This is a genomic window from Desulfosalsimonas sp. (genome assembly GCF_055149105.1).
In genome coordinates, this window is sequence record NZ_JBSRLA010000002.1 from 19,508 (window position 1) to 38,703 (window position 19,196).

Consider the following 19,196-nt stretch of genomic DNA (forward strand, 5'->3'; position numbering starts at 1 on the left):
GGCTGCTATGCATCCACTGCCTCGGCCTGCATAACCACGGAAAGCAGCCCTTCTTTCTCCCCGGCTTTGGAAATCGACAACCGGCTGACCCGGACCATATTTTCAGATGTCTCCACCTCAAACAGGTAGGATGTCAAATCTTTAAGGGAAATATCCTGAAGTTTGAGTTCAACATAGGAAATGGTTGTGCCGGATGTCTCATCAGTTGAGCTGCTGGGTTTCATATAGGTGATGTATTGCTTCACCCCGGTTTCTCCGGCAACCCGGTCCATGAATGAAAACAGGGTAAACCCCGACGGTCTGAGGGCATACCGGTTTTGAGTGCGTTCTGAATTTGCCTGCATCACCCGGTGCTGCCGGTACATTTCAACCATTTCCACAAGCGCGGCCTGCTTGAAAGCCAGTTGATCACGAAGCTGGCTGCGTTTTTCAAAAACCGGATGCACCAGGAGCTCAAAAAACAGGAAAACAGCCACAAATCCGGCACCTGCTGTTACCGCCAGTTTTTCCCTGCGGTTGAGATTGATCATTTTTTTCATCTGCCCGGCACCTCCGGCCGTTAAAGCGGCTCTTCGGCCAGATCCGCCTTGATCCGGAACCGTACGCGATTGGCGGACTGGTCCATATTGGCGGAACTGATGGTGATCTGCTTGAAAAAAGCGGATTTTTGCAATTGCATTTTTATATCATCAACTGCGTTGAATGTATCGGTGAGCCCCGCGAGCTGCACGCTGGTGTCGCCCCGGACAAACCGGGTCAACACCATATTGATGCTGTCAGGAATCAATTCACTGACATCTTTTAAAATATCCACATTGCGGATACCCGCCCCATCCTCTCCGGAAAACACGTTTTGTTTTTCCAACTGGGAAAGGCCCGCCTCCATCTGCTGCACGGGATCAACAATGCGGGTGGCATCCGGGAAGGCCTGTTGAAATATTTTTGTGATCTGCCGGTCTGTTTGTGCAATGCGACGCTCCATGTGCCGGTTTTCCATGATTGCCTGAATCATCAGCACCATAAAAACAAAAAAAGCCAGCACGCCAATGCTGATGATCTCACTGCGGTTTTCAGCCCAGTATTTCTGCAGCACATGATGGCTGCGGTTGAACTGAAAGGGCCGGATACCGGCTGTTTCAATCCCTGCCAGGCTCAGGGCGCAGTTGGCCCGGGAGCCGATACCCAAATCTTTGTCTGGTAATTGATAGAGCCGGGTTTCGGCAGCCAGGTTCAAAAAGCGAACTTCTGTTTCCAGGGCTCCGGACAGTTTTTCAGCAAAGCCGTCATCGGCTTGATCTGTGCCGGAAACAAAAATGCGCCCAAGTTCCGGATCCGTGTCATACAGGGTTTCAAAGGAAGCCAGCATTCGTTGGATGCCTGCTGCGATTATATCCGCACATTTGGCTGCATCAGCGGCCCCGCCCGTGCGAAGGGCCTGGATCATGTGAATTTTACCGTCAACAACCATGCAGGCAGCCACATTAGGGCCGTCAATGTCGAGCAGCAGAAAATTTTTCTCCCCGGTCTCAGACAGGCGGGAGACACAAAGGGCTGCGGCCGCAGAACCGATGGTGACCGCCCTTGGCGTTAGATCCAATCGCCGGAAAATTTCCTGAATGGTTTCAAGTTTCCGGGTTTCCACGGCTGCCACGAGCAGGTCGGTCTGTTCAGCCTGGCGGACAATGAGAAAATCCGTCTGCACGCCACTGATTTCAAACGGCAGGGTGGGCTCCAGCTCAAAGTCAAGCACCTGGCGGATTTTTCTGTTGTCTTTAAACGGCACCTGCAGGTTGCGAAAAGACACCTCTGATGCGGCAATGGAAACAAGACAGCCGGCGCCCTGAGCAGGAATCTGGCTGATCACTGTATCCATGGCCCAGGCCAGGCGTTCTTCCGGGCCGGCGGCTTCTTCCGGGGCATCGCCGAAAGACACGAACTTGTGGGCCTCGATCCGGTTGCCCTTCAGGGCGGTGCGGACCAGCACGGCACACAGGCCCTGCTTTCTGATATCAATGGATAGAATCCGGTTGCTCATAACCGTGTTACGGCATTGGTTTTAAATTTTTTCACAGGGCCTTATGCGATTTTCAAGCAGCCCCTGATTCAATATATCCTATTCATACTGCCAGTGCAATACACGACATTTCCATTCCCCGGATTTCTTCTGCTCCCGCCGCACAACCACCCGGGCGGCCATGGAACTTTGATTTTCCCGGGCTCTGCACCGGATGCGAAACAAATCACTTTTGACCGCCACCAGGGAGGAATCAATCTCCACGTCTTCCATCCCTGGAACCTGCCGGTACCAGGTCGGACTGGTCAAGTCATAGAGATACTCACCGCCTGAAGTTTCCTTGCGAAAAGCGGTCATTTCCGGAGCCAGAAATTCAAGACCCGCCGGCAGCAGCGCGGCTAAAACGGGTATCCCGGCAGTGTTGATATTGATCCGGCCGTCATAAGTATAATCATGGGGGTTGTTTCCTGCCGGTGCAAGGCCGTGTACTGTCAGAAAATCGCGCAGGCCTGCATTTTCATCATCTGCGGAAAACAGCTCCGGGGTGATGTTGCGCACGCGCAGCAGCTCGGACAAATGCCGCACAGGGCCGTTTCTGCACTTGTACGGCGGATCCCGGTCCATGTAATAATCAGATTCCGCACCGCTCAGGCCTGTTATGGCTTCATCATCTCCGGAATCAATCCAGTCCTTGATCGGATTGATGATCATTTCCGGCTCCAGAGGTTCTTGTGCTGTCGCTGTATCGGGTTGATCCTGCTCCTGAAAAAACAATTCAACAAACCGGAGCCACAATTGCTGCTGAACAGGGTTAAAATCGCGTCCGGCCGGAAACTGCACCAGGGCGTTGACCTGCATACGGGCGCGTTCATCGGTGATTTCAATCTGCAATTCATCTTCGCCATACCCGGCCCGGCCAAGATAGCCGCTGATTTTTTCCGGGTCTGCCCAGTCTTCCTGGACGGAATCCACTTCCGTCTGCTCCTTGTCGCGAATCAAAATCCGCATGGCCAGGCTGACACCGGATTCGATTTTTTGCTGCAGAACCTGTCTGTCTCTGGCTGTCCCGCTTCTGCTCAGCGAAGCGCCGGTCTGCCGGTTTAACTCAAAGGTCACGGCGATCAAAACCGTGATAATGCTCAGGGTGATGATCAGGGCAATGCCGTGATTATTGGTTTTTAACACGTTCAAGGGGCTCCCTGCCAGCCGGTACAACCACCCGGGTAAAAAACGGATAGCTTCCCTGGTCGGTTTCAATTTTAAAAAAAATTTCAACACCTGCCGGGGTTGCGTAGTCTGTTGCCTCATCAGAGGAATCCCAGGTTTTCCGGTCATCGCCCCCGTGATCGAAATATGTCAGGGCAAACTCCGTGATATGGGTGCAAAGCACCGGCGCGCTGTCCGTATCCCATTGATCTGTATCCCCATCCCAGGCAAACGGCCGATCCCCGCGCCTGAGAACATAACCGCGGTCCGGTTCCTGGCTTTTTTCAACAAAATACCGGAGTTGCGCCAGGCCGGCGGCGGTTTTCTGCGGGTCTGCGCTGCCCGTGGAAACCGGCAGGTGGGCAAAAGCGGCAAACCGCAAGCCTGAAAAGGAATCACCGCCAATAAAATCGGTTTGCCCCACAAAGGCGTAAGGATCCGGGTCGTCTCCGGCATTCGGTGGGATAAACAGGGGATAGGGATCGGCATAAGCCGACCGCAGATCCGTGCTGATCCGGTGCAGGCACCCGGCACCCATTGCAAAAACCCTGTCCCCTTCCTTGATGGCACCTATCCGGGATAAGGCGGCGTTCATTGCGCTGTAGACAATAGTAGCAATTACGGCAAAAATAACAACTGCCATCAACACTTCCAGCAGGGTAAAGCCCGGATTTCCGGACATCTTTGGCTGGTTTTGATGCCGGAGCGGATTCATGGCCGCGATTCCTCGTTTTTGGCCGAAATCTGCCGGGTGATTTCATAGACAAGCCCCCATGCTGAATGCCGGACAGTAATGCTGGCTTCCAGAAAAGGCATGTTTTCATTGTCTTCCACATTGATTTCCCGTGACCGGACCCGGCTCTGCCAGGTATATCCGGAAAAATCCGGACCGAAATCCCCGCTGTCTTCGCCCATAAAAGAATCGGGCTCCATCCGGATTTGCGCAACCCTGGCCTGGGCCAGAAACGGGGCCAGGGAATAGAAGCGCACGGTTTCATTCATGGAAATGGTCTGGCCCTGCAGGCGGATAATGCTCACAAGAACCGTGGCGATAATGGCCAGGGAAACCAGGACTTCCAGCAGGGTGAATCCGCGGTCGGCGGCCTGGCGATGTTCCATGCCGCAATAATGATCATTCATGGCTGCCGCTGATTTTGATATCGGGCAAAAACGGATTGATTTCATAGGAAATGCGCTGATTGCCGCGGGTTTGGACATAAATAACAGCCTGGTCCGAATATCCCCGGGGATAAAAACGGATCTGCGCGGTGCCGGCAGATATTCTGTGGTCACCGGCAAACACCACCTCAGAGATGCGGTTTGTTCCGGACAGGGATAATCCCTTTGATTTTGCGGCTTCCAATGCCGGCTCGTCCATGTCATGCCGGCCGGCCCAGAGCCGGTTTTCATCTACGTCAACAAAGAGGATAAACTGTATCTGATTTTCAACAGCCCGGTTTTTCAGATCTTTTACCTGAAGCTGCAGCCAGGCGGAAAGTTTTCTGGAATCAGAGGAAAAAAAAGATTCATGAAGCCTGGGTACGGCAAAAAACAGCATAACACCCAAAAGACTGATCACCACGATCAGCTCAATGAGTGTAAAGGCCTGGTTATTCAATGAGTATCATCCATTTTAATGCGGATATCACATAGCCAAGGAGGAAATGAAAATGCAGGATTCAGAAGCCGCAATTCTGGACCGGCCCGAAATTTTACAGATCCTGTTTCATCCCCGAAAGGCCCCGGACACGCCGCCTCCTGCCGGGACCGTGGATCTGGACGTGGCCGCCGAGGACGGGGTGAATCTGGGGTGCCGCTTTTACCTGGCGTCCGGCGATCAGCCCCATTTGCTGTTTTTCCATGGAAACGGCGAAATCGCAGCCGACTATGATCCCGTGGGACCGGTGTACAATGAGCACGGGTTAAGCCTTCTCGTGGCCGATTACCGGGGCTACGGCAAAAGCACGGGATCGCCCACTGTGTCTGCCATGCTTTCAGACGCCAACCTGATACTCGATGCCGCTGCCGACTGGATGAAAAAAAACGGCCGGACCGGCCCCCTGTGGGTCATGGGACGATCCCTGGGAAGCGCATCCGCCCTGGAACTGGCCGCATCCAGACCCGAAGCCTTGGCCGGCATTGTCATTGAAAGCGGCTTTGCCCATACCATGTCTTTGCTCCAACATCTGGGCATGGATACCCGGTCTTTGGGGATCGAGGAAACTGCGATTTTTTCCAACGCGGAAAAAATCGCAAAATACAAGGGACCGGCATTGATTGTCCATGCCCGGTTTGATCACATTATTCCGCTTTCCCACGGACAGGACCTGTATCAAAAATGCGCATCTGACACCAAGGCCCTTGAAATTATTGAAAACGCCAATCACAACGATATCATGATCCGGGCCGGGCTGGACTATTTCCGAATGATCAGCGATTTTATCCGTAAGGCGGGCAATCGCTGACCGCCCGCACATGGCACTGACAGGTAAAATCCGCAGCCCCCGCATACCCCAGGCTGGTGTCCACAAACCAGGCGGCAACAAAGGATTTTCGGTCTGCGCTCCAGAATCGGTGGATATCTCCGGAAAAAACCGGGGGTGCGCAATAGTCGCCGAGAACAGATACCGGAACAAGCAGAAGAGCAAGTTCATCCACCGTGGGAAGGCGCCAGTTCTGGACGCCGCCAAAGGCCCGGGCATTTAGTGAGTCAATATATTGCCGTGCCCGGGACCACTCCATGGGCCAGGAAGAGCCGGCCTTCTGCCACAGCCGGCTGTGGGTCTTATCCCGGACAGTGTGGTCATCGCAGACCACAAACTCCGGGGTCCGCCGGCCTGACGGCCGCCAGAGCGCATCAAGGCCGAAGCGTTTTTTTGCCGCACTCAAAGAAACCTTCACAGGGGTGGTGCGCACCGGCTGGGTGTGGTCCGCATCAGAAGTCCGGCCCACAGCCGGCACCTCCTGCATTCGGCAGGTTTTTTCAAGGCGCTGCTGCCAGGAGTCAAAAGCCCTGTCCAGGGCGGTTGTCATCTCCCGGCAATCCGAAAAACGCTTGTCTGGTTTCGGGTGGGTGGCGCAAAGCAGAAAATCATCCCAGCATTGACCCAGCAAAGGGTTGATCTCACCGGGCACGGGCTTTTCTCCAAGATCCGGTGGCAGATAGCCTGTCAGCATCCGCCAGGCCAGAACCCCTGCCCCGTAGATATCGGCCCGTTCATCCACGCGATCCGGATCGGCTTCCTGTTCCGGGGCCGTGTAATACGGAGTGCCGATTTTAAACTGCTCGGGCACTCCCCGGGTTTCACCCCTGAGCAAAGACAGGCCGAAATCAATGATCCGCACCTGATCGGATTCAGAAATGAGCATGTTATAGGGCTTGACATCCCGGTGAATGATGCCCGCGTCATGGAGCCGGCCCAGCCCGGAGAGGACCTGGCGCAAGTAACGCACTGCCCGGTCCGGCGGCAGGCTGCGGGCGGGTGTTTCCATGATATAGTGCTCGCCTGTCATATCCCCGAGATTGACGCAGTGATATTCCATGGTAAAAAAGGGTCGGCCTTCACTGTCGCGGTCAAAATCCAGGATTGCCGCAACATAGGGATGCCGCAGATCTGCCAGAATCCGGGCCTCGTCCATAAACATTTTTTCAATGGCTTTGTCTCCCAGCAGCTGCACCATGTGGGGCCTTGGCCGAAGCCGTTTTAAGGCAACAGTTTTATTGATTTCCGGCAATTGGGCCTTATACACCCGCCCCATTCCGCCGGTGCCCAGCAGCCCGGTGACCTTGTATTTGCCGATATGCATGATTTCCCCGCTTTTTTCCCCCGGCAGGGCCGGGCTAAGAATGCCTGCAGCCCTGTATTGAGCCGGGCAATGGTTTGTGATATGAAACATCCGGGTCCGGGCAGTGCAGGAAACCCCGGCCTGAAAAATTTTGAAAATTTGAAACACAGTTTGGGTTTTATTATAACGGCACAAAACCATGAAGGATTTTTTCATGAATCCCCCATATGATCGCATTGAAATCATTGCCCTGTGTGCGGAAAGCCGGAAGGATCTTCAAAAACAGGTCAAAGATGCCGCAAAACAGGCATCCGGCACCGCAGCCCCGGAACAGCTCGGGGAAAGATCCCGCAGGGTTTTTTCGGAAAACGCCCCCCTGCGCCTGCTGATTGCAGACACGGTTCCCGGACAGATCCGGGAAAAACTCCAAATCGCTGAAACCTGGCTCAATGCACCGGAAACAGAAGAAAATCCGGTCCCGCCGGAAATATTTTACGGAGACAGCGCGCCTGACGGCAAACTGGCATTTCTGTTTCCCGGCCAGGGAAGCCAGTATGTCAACATGGGCCGGTCCCTTGTTTCCCATTTCGCCGAAGCCGGGCCGATTGTGGAAATGGCGGAAACCGCATTTGGCAGAAACCCATCCTTGTGCGCCCATCTGTATCCCCCGGAAACACAGGACAAGGAGGAAGAGCGCAGCCGGCAGGAAGCGCTTCGCAGAACTGACGTGGCCCAGCCGGCCATCGGTCTGGTCAGCGGAATTTGTCTTTCGATCCTTACCCGCCACGGCGTGCTGCCAGCGGCCGCCGCCGGCCACAGTTTCGGGGAATTAACGGCCCTGTGTGCGGCAAAAAGCCTTGATGAAAACGATTTTTTGACACTGGCCGCCGCCCGGGGCCGGTTTATGGCCCTTGCCGGCAAAAACTCCGGGGAAAGCGGACAAATGATGGCGGTCCGGGCAGGTGCAAAACAAATTGAGGAACTGATCCAAACACACCGGGCAGACGTGGTGATAGCCAACCGCAACAGCCCCAAACAGCAGGTATTGTCCGGTCCGCGCCAGGCCATTGAACAAATGCAGGAAATCTGCAGGAAAAATCGTATCATGGCAAAACCGCTGCCGGTGTCCGCGGCTTTTCACTCCCGGCTGGTCATGGATGCGGCTGCACCGTTTCAGGAGCTGGTTGCAAACACCAAATTTAAACGCCTGCAAATCCCGGTATACGCCAATACCACGGCCCTGCCCTACCCGGATGATCCGGCTGCGGCCAGGCAGCTGCTGGGCGGGCATCTGCTCAAGCCCGTGGATTTCATCAATACCGTGGAGCACATGTATGCGGCCGGAATCCGCACCTTTGTGGAGGTCGGGCCCGGGGCGGTGCTATCTGGCCTTGTCCGGCAGATCCTGGGCACACGACCGCACGCGGCCTTCTCCGTTGACGCCTCAGCGGGGCGTCAGCCCGCGGTGCTGGATATGGCCCAAAGCCTTTCCCGCATTGCGGCTTTGGGATACCCGGCGGAACTTCACCAGTGGCCGGCCGCAGGCCCGGATCAGGATTTGCTTCCTGTCTGCTGAGTTTGCTCAACAGCGCTTCCGCAATAGGGGCAGAACTGATAATCCCCGCTTGTGACCGGCGCGCTGCAGGACCGGCAGAAGTCAGGCACCGGGGCCAGTTCCACGATGAGTTCACCTTCGCGCACGGGCACCATTTTTTTGTCTTCGGTGTAGTTGGCGGTTTTCAGCACCCGCCGGACAATGCCGTCATCCGGGGCCAAAACAGCCTTTTCCTGTTTCATGATCGAAAGATTAAACAGCTCCTCGCCCTTTTTGACCACTTCGCCGGGCTGCGCATAAACCACCCACAGATCCCCGGAGCTCGGGGAGGCCACCTGATAGGGGTTTTCCGTGTCCGCCATCTCCGCCTCACCTGCGGCCTTTCCCTCAGGGGCCTGGACCTGGACCTCAAAGGTGATGATTTCGGAGTCCAGCAGATAGCGCACAATGCTGATGCCGCTTCTGCGAGGCTTGGAAATATCAAGGATAACCATTTTATGGGGTTTTCCCTGGCTGTCGGCAAATTCAAGGTCCTGTCTGGGCGCCAGGCCTTCGAACCAGACGTCAATGGGCAAAATATTGGGATCTGCGTATTTTTTCTGGAATTCAAAGGTTTTTAAGGCATCTCCCGGGTGATTGAGATACAGAATCAGCTCCTCTTGGGTGGGCATGCGTTTGATGCGGTTTCGAAGCGCAAGGGTCTCGGCCTGGATATCGATTTCCTCCAGGGAATCCAGTGGCGAGGCCTCGGTGCGCTGTTCCAGGGCCCGGCGGTATTCCGTGCCAAAGGCGCTTTGATAAACCCAGTCCGGGGGGAAACCCTGGGGCAGGCGGCCGTATTTGCCCAAAAGCAGGTCCCGGAATGCATCATTGCTGTCCTGGTAAAGTTTCAGACGATCCTTTTTCACCTGTTCGGACAGCTCCTGTTCCGGCTTTTCAGCCACGGCTTCGAGCACATCGAGCATATGGCGCACGTGATGTTCACCCCCGCGTTTGTATGCACCGGTAACCGCCAGAAAAGCCGTGTTCCAGGTAATCTGGGAGCCCGGTGTCACATCGTGATAACGAACAATCTTGCGGGTTCCGGCCAGAAACCGCAGCATGTGGGGCAGCAGCCGGATATAGCCCTGTTTCATGGCCCCTTCCTGGGAAGACGAGGTGGCCCCACCGGGCATGCCGTGTTCCACCACATCGTAATCAATGCCCCTGAAATGGGGAGAGCAGTACTGATCATAATAGGGCATGATCTGCTTTAGAACAAAGCCGCAGTCGCGGATCATGTCCCGGTCCAGGCGGGTTTGAAGACCCAGTTCGTCTTCCATGTAGGCGGCTGTGGACAACACTTCGCCCTGACCGTACCAGCGAACCGCAGCGCCAATGGCCGTATCCACGATATGGACCCCGGCTTCTGCGGCAGCGCCTACAGCCGGCACAAACAGTCCGTCAGTGTAGTGCCGGTGGTAATGGAGCACCAGCTCCGGGTATTTTTTACGGATGGCGCCCACCAGCTCCCGCATGAAGCGCGGGGGACACACCCCTGCCATGTCCTTTAATCCCAGGATGATCATGGATGCGGCCCGGTTTTTGTCCACCCCGGCGGCCCGGGCGCACATCTCCAGGATCTGTTCGGTGACCTCCAGGTAATGGCCCACGGTAAAGCCCGGGGCCCAGGAAAGGGAGAGGGCCGGCTCGAAAATGCACTCATTTCCAGACAAAACGATTTCAGCAAACGGGCGCATGTTTTCCACATGGTTGAGAAAATCAAAGCATCGGATCACGTCGTAATGGGCGCAGATCATTTCCCCGGTTTTCTGCATCAAAGAGCGGGGCTGGGGCTTGTAGCCCAGCACGTTGGTGGACCGGATCAGGATCTGCTTCAATGAGTTGGGGGCAAAATCGTTCCACTGCCGGGCCTCGTAAAACGGATAAGTCATGTTGGCGAGCATGGCCACATGAAAATGGGCACCGCCGCCGTTTTCAATGGAGAAAAACCCGCAGCGATCCAGATAAGGCCCCACCAGCCGGTCTTCGGCCAGCCTGAACCGGTTGCCGCTGTTGGACTGGGTGATATCTCTGGTGGTGGTGTCGGTAAAATGGACAATGCCCTGTGCACGGGTGTCGCGCACCAGATCAAGGGCGGATCTGCGGTCCCTTCCGGGATAGGAAAGCACTTGGCGGCCGGCATCTTTTTCCCGGCTGTCCATTGCGGGCAGCACAGCCTCAAACCGCCCCACCCGTCTGTCGCTTCGGCCCCGGTATTGCCCGAGCTCCACAAACGGATTATAGCCCCGGGCAGAGATTTCGGCCACCAGCCGGGAAATGCGAAGGGCCTCTGGCTCAATGTCTGAGTAAAACATCAGTTCCGGGTGTTTTTCAATAAACCGGGTATCATAATCGCCTTTGACAAACACCGGATGGCGGACGATCTGGCTGTGAAACGGGATGGTGGTTTTCACCCCGGAGATCATGTATTCCCGAAGGGCCCGCTGCATGAGCTTGACTGCCTTGCCCCAGGAATTGCCATAGGTGATCAGCAGGGCAGCGGCCGAATCATACTGGGAGGGAAACTCATAGCCCTCGGTCACACAGGAATCCAGTCGCACCCCCTGGCCCCCCGGGGACACGTACCGGCTCAGCAGCCCGGAATTGGGGGCGAAATCGTTCTGTGGATCCTCGCAATTAATCCGGCACTGCATGGCGTGCAGGTAGGGCACGGTTGTCTGATCTGAAAACCGGAGCCCGGCGCCGAAGGCAACAGCGATCTGCTCTTCGACAAGGTCAATGCCGTAGCGGCATTCGGTGATGCCGTGTTCCACCTGCAGCCGGGTGTTGACCTCGATCAGATAGGGATCGGCCTTTTCATCCACTAAAAATTCCACTGTGGCCAGGCTGTAATAGCCCACCGCTGAAACCAGTCTTCGGGCATAATCCTTGAGCCGTTCCCGCAGATCCGGGGTCATTTTGGACCATGGCGACGGAGTGATTTCCACCAGTTTTTGGTGGTTTCGCTGAACCGTGCAGTCACGCTCGTCAAAGGCAAACACATTGCCGTACTGGTCAGCGATCACCTGGATTTCAATATGGCGGACACTGGGCAGGTATTTTTCCACATATACCCGGGGATTGCCAAATGAGGCCTCGGCCATGACAGATGCCTTGTGAAACGCCGATTCCAGCTCGCTTTCGGAATACACCTCGTAGATGCCGCGGCCGCCGCCGCCGCCTTCTGCTTTGAGCATGATGGGAAAGCCGATTTTTGCGGCGATTTTTCGCGCTTCCGGAATGGTGACGGCATCTTCGGAACCCGGCACCACCGGCACGCCCAGCTCCCGTGCCAAACGGCGGACCGATACCTTGTTTCCAAGGATTTTCATGGCCTCGGCCGGGGGGCCGATAAAGGTAATGCCGGCCTGAAGGCATTTGGCCGGAAAGGTGTCGTCTTCGGCCCCGAAACCCCAGCCCGGGTGTATACCGATGATGCCCCGTTCCCTGGCCTTGCGCACAATGCGGTCCAGATCCAGATAAGCGTTGGGGTCATCACCCAGAAGCATGAGCTCGTGGGCCCCCAGGGTGGACGGTGATGTTTTGTCCACGTCTGTTGCGGTCATGATCGCCACGGCTTCGAGCTGCTCGGAAATCGAGCGGCTGATGCGCCGGGCCGGAATACCGCGGTTGGCAATCAGGATGGGATTTCCTTCGATTTCCGACTGGACTTCTGCAAAGGTTTTGCCGCTCGAGCGGCTTTGATCAGAACTCGAATCATTCATAATGAATTCACCTTTATATCTAAATTTCAAGAATTTGTGTTTTTATATATAAAGTATTACTTTAGATATGGATGTTTTCCGCAGGCAGGATGCTGCCGGTATAAATCACACTGGATTTTTCGTTGATACGGACAATCAGGCCCCCGTCTGCGGCCAGGCCGCGGATTTCGCCGAGCACGGCCTCCTGGTGGCTCCGGCGGATGGTCACCTGCTGCTCCACCCAGGCCAGACGCTTTTGCAGCTGCATGACAAATTCTTCTGGCTCCAGGGTTTTCACTAACTGTTGGATGCGGCTTCGGCCGGTTTGGCCCATGTGCAGCATCAATTCCATGGGTGAGACCGCAATGCCAAGCTCTGCAAGGCTGACAGCCGGAATTGCAAATGCATCGGTTAACCGGTGGTTTGGCGGGGCTGAAGCCAGGTTGATGCCTATGCCCACAATCAGGCATCCGGCCCGGTGCTCCACCAGTATGCCGCAGATCTTGCAATCGTTTACCAGCAAATCATTGGGCCACTTGATCCGGACATCCGCGCCAAAGTTTTCCAGGGCTTCGGCTGCCACCTGGCCGGCAAGCAGCGATGCCATGGCCCGCCATCCAGGGCCTGCGCCTTCTATGGATTCCAGATCCGGCCAGTACCAGGACACATACAGGTTTCCCGGCGGTGAAATCCAGGTGCGCTCCATCTGCCCCCTGCCCTTTTGCTGCTGCACCGCAATCAGGCAATCCCAGGGCGAAAGGCCGCAAGTGTCAATCAATTCCCGGATCGCATCCATGGTCGAAGCGCATTTGCCGCAGACAAAAACCGTGTTTTCAGGCCGGGAACTGCCTGAACGCCATCCGGCAAAACCGCTGCCTTCATGTCCCGACGCAATTTCGGTCCTGACCCAGGGAGACAGGCGCTTTGCGTCCTTTTCCCAGGCCGGATGAGAAACAGCCAGTTTGTCGGGATCAATGGCTTCAAACAGCGGCTCTCTGCCCGAGCCAAGAAGATATACACCCGGTTCCATTGATTTTCCTTTTTTGCTGTAAACGACGATTGCCCCCGGCAGTGGATACAGCCCTCTTTTCTGCGTTATATGCACAAAATTGTCAAGCAATTTGTATATGCTTCAGTTTTTTAACACTGCACAAACATCTGAATATTATAAATAAAATTTATTGTCCACAAAAACACCGGCCAATAAGTCCCGCATCCTATATCTTGATCCGGTTCCTGGAAACGTTTATGTTTTATCACAACAAAGGCTTCTTCCAAGTAACATCGAAAAAGTTGCTGTTAATGCCTGGTTCTACAATTTTCGCATGATGCCGGCCCCGGTGGCGGTTTGCTCCCTGCTGACCGCTTGCGCGTTCAATGCGACTCGCAAACCACTCCCGGGCCGGCATCATGGCCGACTGTGTGCAAAATTTTACACTAAGGGAGTCGGAAAAAACACATTCAAGTCTTAAAAAGCGTTGTTTTCATTCCCGGTCCCGTGGGCTGGCCCGGCAAGAACCCTACCAAGGAAGCCCGGGGGCGGGGTCGGTTTGTGAAGCGACATTGAGCGTTTCCGGGATAAATTCAGCCAATGCCGGAGCAAGTAAAATTTCAAATTGCCGGGGCTGGATGGAAGAAACCCGGAAACGGTCAGGAGCGAAAAAACCGACGCCGGCCCCAGGGCTTCCTTCCCGACAAACAGCGGACGCGGTGAAAAGCCTTTGAACGGAACATATCAATAAAAGGAGAAAACCCATGTTTGTTGCGTATTTCCGGACGGCTGCCTTTGTTTTGCTCATGGCTGCCGCAGGCATTGTTGCCGTCCTGGCCAAAGGAGGTGTCATGACCGCCGGTGCAGCAGAAATCATCCGGCTGCCAAAGCCGGCCACTGAAGGGGAGATGTCTTTGGAAAAAACCCTTGCAGAAAGAAGATCGGTTCGGAACTATGCTGATGAGGCCCTGTCCCTGAGGCAAATATCCCAGATGCTGTGGGCTGCTCAGGGAGAGACAGACTCCCGGGGATTTCGAACCGCACCTTCTGCCGGAGCCCTTTATCCACTGGAAGTTTTTGTGGCAGCGGGCAATGTGGAGAATCTTTCCCCCGGGATCTACCGTTACAACCCTGAAACCCACGAACTGGCGCAGACTTCGGAAGGCGACAGGCGAAAAGAACTTTGCCGGGCCGCGTTGAACCAATCGGCCGCGTCCCGGGCACCTGCGGTATTTGTCTTTGGCGCTGTATTTGAGCGTGTCACCGGAAAATACGGAAAACAGGGGATAAAATACGCGTTTATGGAAGCCGGTCACGCAGCCCAGAACCTGTGCCTGCAGGCTGTGAGCCTGGATCTTGCATCAGTGCCAATGGGCGCATTTGATGATAAAACCATTCAAAGCATTCTCAATGCAGAGAAAGACATCCGGCCCGTGTATCTGGTGCCCGTGGGCAAAGCGGCAAAATAGCTGCAGGCTATCGGATCAGTTCAATGCCCGCATCCTGTCATGCAGCCGCCGGGCCCGGAGACAGAAGGCCTCCAGCTTGGCCTCAATAAGCTGGGGAAACGGGGAACCGTCGCTTTCGACTGCCAGAAACGGAAGCGATTCCATTCCATCGAGCACGGTTTCCAGGTATTTTTCCCGGTGCGGAATGCCCAGCTTGTCTCCCGGGGTCATGGCCTCGCTTAAAATGGACTCCGAGATCCGGTTGGGCATGCAGCCAAACGGACCGATGGCAATGACCCCGCATGCCTCGGAGGCCACTTCCGTCAGCGCGCTGCCAACGGTTAAAATGGCTTCTCCCCCAAGATTGGGGGAAACATAGGGGGTTGCGTTTTCAATCACAGTGCGCACGTCTGTCCAGGGATTGTGCACCAAACCGGTCTGCGACAAGGTGTCGAAAATTCGCTTTTCATAACGGTTCATAAATATCTGGCGAATCTTAAACCGCAGTTTCTGCCCCAAGGAAAGCTGCTGCCAGTTGGCCGGGTCTGTTTGGATGCAATAGTCGGAATAGCGTATCCATTCCGAGACCGGCGAGCAGACAACAGCAAAGCCCTTCTGCGCCAGGCGCTCGGTGATGTACTGGCGGGAAAGCCCGTCGCGCCGGACAAAAATTTCGCCTGTGACCAGAATTACCGGCACATCTGCGGGATTGTTTTGCATGGGCAGGCCGGAGAGCGCATCCACGCTTTTTTCCAGTTCCGCCATGATCTGTTTGAAATTGCCATTCTTCATCTGCTCCACAATGGCCTGCCACCGGACCTCAAATATCTCCAGGGCATGGCCCGCGTCTTTGGCATTGGCCAAGAGCATGGAACGAATATCCTCCATCAGATCAGAGATGACAAGGGCCCACCATGCCTTGTAATAATTTAAGTGCTGTTTCAGGCCGAAATAGGAATTGTCCGATGTTAAAGAAAAAATCGCAACGTCAGGGATCTCCAGGTGCTGGACCAAATCTTGCATAAACACGGAATACTGGCCGAACCGGCACGGCCCGGAAGCAGAAGCCATGAAATACACCAGGATTTCATCGTCAGCCTTGATATTATAGGCGTAGTTCAGCAGGGTCCCGGTTGTCAAAATCAAGGGCAGGCATTCCTTGCAGGTGGTATGGGCCCGGCCCAGCTTGAGCACATTTTCGTCTGCCGGCGGATGCGGGGCCACGTGAAACCCGGAAGCCTCAAACACCGCGGAAACCAGCTCCGTGCCCAGCCTTCCCATGGACGGTACCAGAAAGGTCACGCGGGAATCGGTCAGGGGCAATACCCGGCCGGATGAGTCGCGGACCATGGGTGTGCCGTCTTTCACAAAGGTTTGGGCCGGCAAAAAGGCCTCCCGCTCCTGTTCCGGGTCCTGGGTGATGAGCAGCTGCCGGTATTCGGCCACGATATCGAGAAACGCCTCGATGCGTGTTTCTATGCCCGCATCTGCGGTGTGGCTGTCAAGCTCAAGGGTCAGCGAAGGTTTTCTGCCCATGATGTCCCGGAAATAGCCCACCACAAAGGAATCCGGACCGCAGGAAAAATTGGTGATATAGGTGCCGAACAACTGGGGATGGTTTTTTACAAACCGGGCGGCCTTTAAAATCATCTGGCCCATGCCCCAGTACATGTGTTCCTTGGCCTCTTGTGCTTCAAGGGGCAGAAAATCAAGGGGAATCACCACCACCCCACGGGAGGCGAGCTTGTGGGGAATGCCCATGTGGGCCTCTTCCACAAACCCGTTATAAGGCCGGGCAAAAATAATCACCCCGATTTTATCCGGATCCTTTTCAATCTGCTCAAGGGTCTGTTTTCCCATCTGCCGCATTTCATCAAAGCAGGCCTGCTGCCGGGCCAGGGCTTTTTCAAATGCCGCCCGGGCAGTGGCCCGATCCACGCCCATGCTCACGGCTGTTTCCACCAGGGGTGCTCCGGCGGCGTCCATGCCCTTTCCCATCTCGATAAAAGGAGTTAAAACCCGGGTACCGCGGCTTTCCAGTTCTGTGAGCCGCTTTCGGAATGTGGTTTTCAAATAATAAGGCTCGCTTTGCACAAACGGGCAGAGCTGAGAATTGGGATCACCGTTTGGCACGTGGATGGATTTGACATGCGGCACAAACAGATACTCCGGGGGATTTTCATCCGTGATCAGCCGGTGGAAAAATCCGTGCGCCAGTTCAGCCGGGTAACAGAATGCGGCATTGCGCAGATCGCATCCGTCTTCCGAGGCCTCGGACGCCAGCACGGGGGCAAAACCGATGGATGCAAAAAAGGTGGAATACAGGGGATAAAACGTATTGGTCAGAAAGCTTTTGTTGATACCCACCCGGCCGCGCTGGTTGACTACATCGTTTGTATTGGCGGCATACTTGTCAAATACCAGGCGTTCTCTTTTTTTGACCAGATCCAGGGATGCAATGTCGTATTCAAGATTGTAGCGCAGGTTGTAATAACGGTTGCAGGCCCCGCCAAAGGGGTAGCGCCGGCCTTCCAGTTCAATGACCGATATCTCGCATCTCCTGTCGCACTTTTCCTTTCCGCCCTTGCAGGTGAAGGATTTGCGGTACACCACCTCCCGGTCGGCCAGGGTCTGCAGATCAAATGTCTCCGGCTGCATCAGGCCCATATCAATTCGTTTTTCAATTTCTAAAGCCACGCCAAAAGCCCCCATCAACCCCGGCTCCGGGGGCACAACAATGGGCTTGGACGACAGCGCTGCCATGGCCAGGGGCACGGCCCGGTTGTAGCAGACCCCGCCCTGCATAAACACCTTTCGCCCGACCGGCCGGTTGCCCTTGACCCGGTTGGTGTAGTTCATGCAGATGGAATAGACCAGCCCGGCCACGATATCTTCGTGGGCCACGCCTTCGTGTACTGCGGTCTTGATATCCGATGAAATAAAGGCTGCGCACTGATCATTGAAGTTCGGCGGCTTTGTGGCGGTCAGGGCCACTTCGGCGATCTGCTCCACCTCCACGCCAAGGGTTTCCCGGGCGGATTCGGCCAGAAAAGAGCCGGTGCCTGCAGAGCAGGCCTCGTTCATGGCATAGTCCGAGGGCACACCGCTTGTGATATAGGTATACTTGGCGTCCTGGCCGCCGATTTCAAAAAGGGTATCCACCTCCGGATCAAAATGCACGGCTGCGGCGGCATGGGCCACGATTTCATTGATCACCCCGTCGGTTAAGGCGTGCAGGCCCGCAATCTGGCGGCCGGAGCCGCAGACCCCAAGGCCGGTGATGGATATGGCCGACGGATCCACATGCTCACGGATCTGGTCCAGCAATTGCCGGTAACAAGCCCGGGACGCGCCCACGGGATCGCCATTGGTGTAGAGATAAACAGAGGCCGGCATGGCCTTGTCGCTTCTTCGTACAAGCACGGCCTTGGTGGTCGTGGAGCCCACGTCTAAGCCCAGAATGCACTCATCTCCGGCCTGAATGGTTTCCCGGACCATGGTCTTGAATGTCACCTGGCCGGAAAAATCCGTAAGCCTGGGAAGGGTATCAAAGGACAGTGCTCCCTGCACAAACAGGGCGTCATCGGCCGGTTTTGGGGCATCCGGGTTTTCAAGTGCCCACAGGGCCGCGCCAAGGGCCTCGAAATACGGGGCCTGCTCCGGTACGATCAGCCCGGATACGGCCTGATTCAGATACCCGATCATCATCTGGTTTCTGGCCGATCCGCCGGTGATCATAATGTTTTTCTTTTCCAAATGGTTGAGCAGTTCCAGGATCTTGTTGGCCATCATCCGGCACAGGCCCGCGGTGACCCGGGATTTGGGGATTCCCTTGTTAATGGCATGGGTGCAGTCGGATTTGCAGAAAACCGAGCATCTGCCCGAGACCTGGTAGGGCGTTTCCGTTACCGACCATCTGGCAGCTTCATCAAGGGAGACGCCCATGCGCTGGAGCTGCTGCATGAAAAATTCGCCGGTGCCCGAGGCGCACTTGTTGCCGGTAATCACGTTGCTTATGCGGCCCTTGTCATCCAGAACATAGACCATGAAAGTCTCGCCGCCGGCCGAAACAATGGCCGGGCAGTCAACGCCTTCGGGCCGCACGTGCCGGTAAGCGTATTCCACGGCCTCGGGCTCGGAAATGGTGGTCAGGTTGACAAACTCCCGAAAGCGCCTGCCTGTTGCCACGATCCGGTCAATGTCATCAAATTCGCTGTCCCGGAGAACGGCCTGAAGGGTTTTTCTCGGATCACCGCCATGGGGGTGGGTTTGTGCTGAGATCACCTCGGGTGAAGCCGCAGGATCTTCAGGGGCAGGCTGTCTGACACGGACCACGGAAACCGTTGAGGCGCCGAGGCATATCCCAAGGGCTTCACGGGCCCGGGTTTCTACTGTAACAGTGGATTCAATGTATGCTTTCGGATCTTTCATTAATTTATCCCCTGATCCG

At 55.6% G+C, this 19,196-nt stretch carries 13 protein-coding genes; 3 read left to right on the forward strand and 10 right to left on the reverse strand.

Annotated elements, in window-relative coordinates; genetic code table 11:
- Positions 1 to 5: 5 nt before the first annotated feature.
- The 6 genes from ACTCIA_RS00660 to ACTCIA_RS00685 all read right to left on the reverse strand — a co-directional run bounded on the left by ACTCIA_RS00660 (position 6) and on the right by ACTCIA_RS00685 (position 4,838).
- A complete protein-coding gene (locus tag ACTCIA_RS00660) occupies positions 6 to 539 on the reverse strand; it encodes a hypothetical protein (RefSeq protein WP_462999872.1) in 534 nt (177 codons plus the stop codon).
- Between the two features lie 20 nt (positions 540 to 559).
- Entirely contained in the window at positions 560 to 2,035 is a 1,476-nt protein-coding gene (gene gspL / locus ACTCIA_RS00665; RefSeq protein ID WP_462999873.1) for a type II secretion system protein GspL, read from the reverse strand.
- A 78-nt stretch (positions 2,036 to 2,113) separates the two neighbouring features.
- Positions 2,114 to 3,199 (reverse strand): type II secretion system minor pseudopilin, encoded by a 1,086-nt coding sequence (locus tag ACTCIA_RS00670; protein ID WP_462999936.1) that lies wholly within the window; start codon positions 3,197 to 3,199, stop codon positions 2,114 to 2,116.
- Positions 3,183 to 3,935: a PulJ/GspJ family protein gene (locus ACTCIA_RS00675; RefSeq protein WP_462999874.1), complete on the reverse strand. Its 753-nt coding sequence runs from the start codon at positions 3,933 to 3,935 to the stop codon at positions 3,183 to 3,185. The genes ACTCIA_RS00670 and ACTCIA_RS00675 overlap by 17 nt, the downstream gene beginning before the upstream one ends.
- Positions 3,932 to 4,360 (reverse strand): type II secretion system minor pseudopilin GspI, encoded by a 429-nt coding sequence (gene gspI / locus ACTCIA_RS00680; RefSeq protein WP_462999875.1) that lies wholly within the window; start codon positions 4,358 to 4,360, stop codon positions 3,932 to 3,934. The genes ACTCIA_RS00675 and gspI overlap by 4 nt, the downstream gene beginning before the upstream one ends.
- Positions 4,353 to 4,838: a pilus assembly FimT family protein gene (locus tag ACTCIA_RS00685; RefSeq protein WP_462999876.1), complete on the reverse strand. Its 486-nt coding sequence runs from the start codon at positions 4,836 to 4,838 to the stop codon at positions 4,353 to 4,355. The genes gspI and ACTCIA_RS00685 overlap by 8 nt, the downstream gene beginning before the upstream one ends.
- A gap of 52 nt (positions 4,839 to 4,890) precedes the next feature.
- Here ACTCIA_RS00685 and ACTCIA_RS00690 point away from each other — a divergent pair, with 52 nt between their 5' ends.
- On the forward strand, positions 4,891 to 5,685 hold the full coding sequence (locus tag ACTCIA_RS00690) for an alpha/beta hydrolase (RefSeq protein WP_462999877.1): 795 nt from the start codon (positions 4,891 to 4,893) through the stop codon (positions 5,683 to 5,685).
- Here ACTCIA_RS00690 and ACTCIA_RS00695 read toward each other — a convergent pair.
- The gene (locus tag ACTCIA_RS00695; RefSeq protein ID WP_462999878.1) at positions 5,660 to 7,027 is read right to left on the reverse strand and encodes a protein kinase domain-containing protein; all 1,368 of its coding nucleotides are present in this window, start codon (positions 7,025 to 7,027) and stop codon (positions 5,660 to 5,662) included. The two genes, ACTCIA_RS00690 and ACTCIA_RS00695, sit on opposite strands and share 26 nt — an antisense overlap.
- A 193-nt stretch (positions 7,028 to 7,220) precedes the next feature.
- On the opposite strand from ACTCIA_RS00695, the gene ACTCIA_RS00700 reads away from it, so the two are divergent.
- Complete coding sequence (locus ACTCIA_RS00700; protein WP_462999879.1) at positions 7,221 to 8,582, forward strand: ACP S-malonyltransferase; 1,362 nt, start codon at positions 7,221 to 7,223, stop codon at positions 8,580 to 8,582.
- Here ACTCIA_RS00700 and ACTCIA_RS00705 read toward each other — a convergent pair.
- Both ACTCIA_RS00705 and ACTCIA_RS00710 read right to left on the reverse strand, forming a co-directional pair.
- Positions 8,558 to 12,328 (reverse strand): pyruvate carboxylase, encoded by a 3,771-nt coding sequence (locus ACTCIA_RS00705; RefSeq protein WP_462999880.1) that lies wholly within the window; start codon positions 12,326 to 12,328, stop codon positions 8,558 to 8,560. The genes ACTCIA_RS00700 and ACTCIA_RS00705 overlap by 25 nt on opposite strands.
- A gap of 61 nt (positions 12,329 to 12,389) precedes the next feature.
- Positions 12,390 to 13,337 carry a biotin--[acetyl-CoA-carboxylase] ligase gene (locus ACTCIA_RS00710; RefSeq protein ID WP_462999881.1) on the reverse strand — a complete coding sequence of 316 codons (948 nt, stop codon included), beginning with the start codon at positions 13,335 to 13,337 and terminating at the stop codon, positions 12,390 to 12,392.
- A gap of 725 nt (positions 13,338 to 14,062) precedes the next feature.
- On the opposite strand from ACTCIA_RS00710, the gene ACTCIA_RS00715 reads away from it, so the two are divergent.
- A complete protein-coding gene (locus ACTCIA_RS00715; protein ID WP_462999882.1) occupies positions 14,063 to 14,767 on the forward strand; it encodes a SagB/ThcOx family dehydrogenase in 705 nt (234 codons plus the stop codon).
- A 15-nt stretch (positions 14,768 to 14,782) separates the two neighbouring features.
- On the opposite strand, the gene ACTCIA_RS00720 is transcribed toward ACTCIA_RS00715, so the two are convergent.
- Positions 14,783 to 19,177 (reverse strand): acyl-CoA dehydratase activase, encoded by a 4,395-nt coding sequence (locus tag ACTCIA_RS00720; RefSeq protein WP_462999883.1) that lies wholly within the window; start codon positions 19,175 to 19,177, stop codon positions 14,783 to 14,785.
- Positions 19,178 to 19,196: the final 19 nt, after the last annotated feature.

What these genes read in the sequence shown, in the direction of transcription:
- ACTCIA_RS00660 (WP_462999872.1), bottom strand. Translation starts at nt 539, where the DNA reads ATGAAAAAAATGATCAATCTCAACCGCAGGGAAAAACTGGCGGTAACA.
- gspL (WP_462999873.1), bottom strand. Translation starts at nt 2,035, where the DNA reads ATGAGCAACCGGATTCTATCCATTGATATCAGAAAGCAGGGCCTGTGT.
- ACTCIA_RS00675 (WP_462999874.1), bottom strand. Translation starts at nt 3,935, where the DNA reads ATGAATCCGCTCCGGCATCAAAACCAGCCAAAGATGTCCGGAAATCCG.
- gspI (WP_462999875.1), bottom strand. Translation starts at nt 4,360, where the DNA reads ATGAATGATCATTATTGCGGCATGGAACATCGCCAGGCCGCCGACCGC.
- ACTCIA_RS00690 (WP_462999877.1), top strand. Translation starts at nt 4,891, where the DNA reads ATGCAGGATTCAGAAGCCGCAATTCTGGACCGGCCCGAAATTTTACAG.
- ACTCIA_RS00695 (WP_462999878.1), bottom strand. Translation starts at nt 7,027, where the DNA reads ATGCATATCGGCAAATACAAGGTCACCGGGCTGCTGGGCACCGGCGGA.
- ACTCIA_RS00700 (WP_462999879.1), top strand. Translation starts at nt 7,221, where the DNA reads ATGAATCCCCCATATGATCGCATTGAAATCATTGCCCTGTGTGCGGAA.
- ACTCIA_RS00705 (WP_462999880.1), bottom strand. Translation starts at nt 12,328, where the DNA reads ATGAATGATTCGAGTTCTGATCAAAGCCGCTCGAGCGGCAAAACCTTT.
- ACTCIA_RS00710 (WP_462999881.1), bottom strand. Translation starts at nt 13,337, where the DNA reads ATGGAACCGGGTGTATATCTTCTTGGCTCGGGCAGAGAGCCGCTGTTT.
- ACTCIA_RS00715 (WP_462999882.1), top strand. Translation starts at nt 14,063, where the DNA reads ATGTTTGTTGCGTATTTCCGGACGGCTGCCTTTGTTTTGCTCATGGCT.
- ACTCIA_RS00720 (WP_462999883.1), bottom strand. Translation starts at nt 19,177, where the DNA reads ATGAAAGATCCGAAAGCATACATTGAATCCACTGTTACAGTAGAAACC.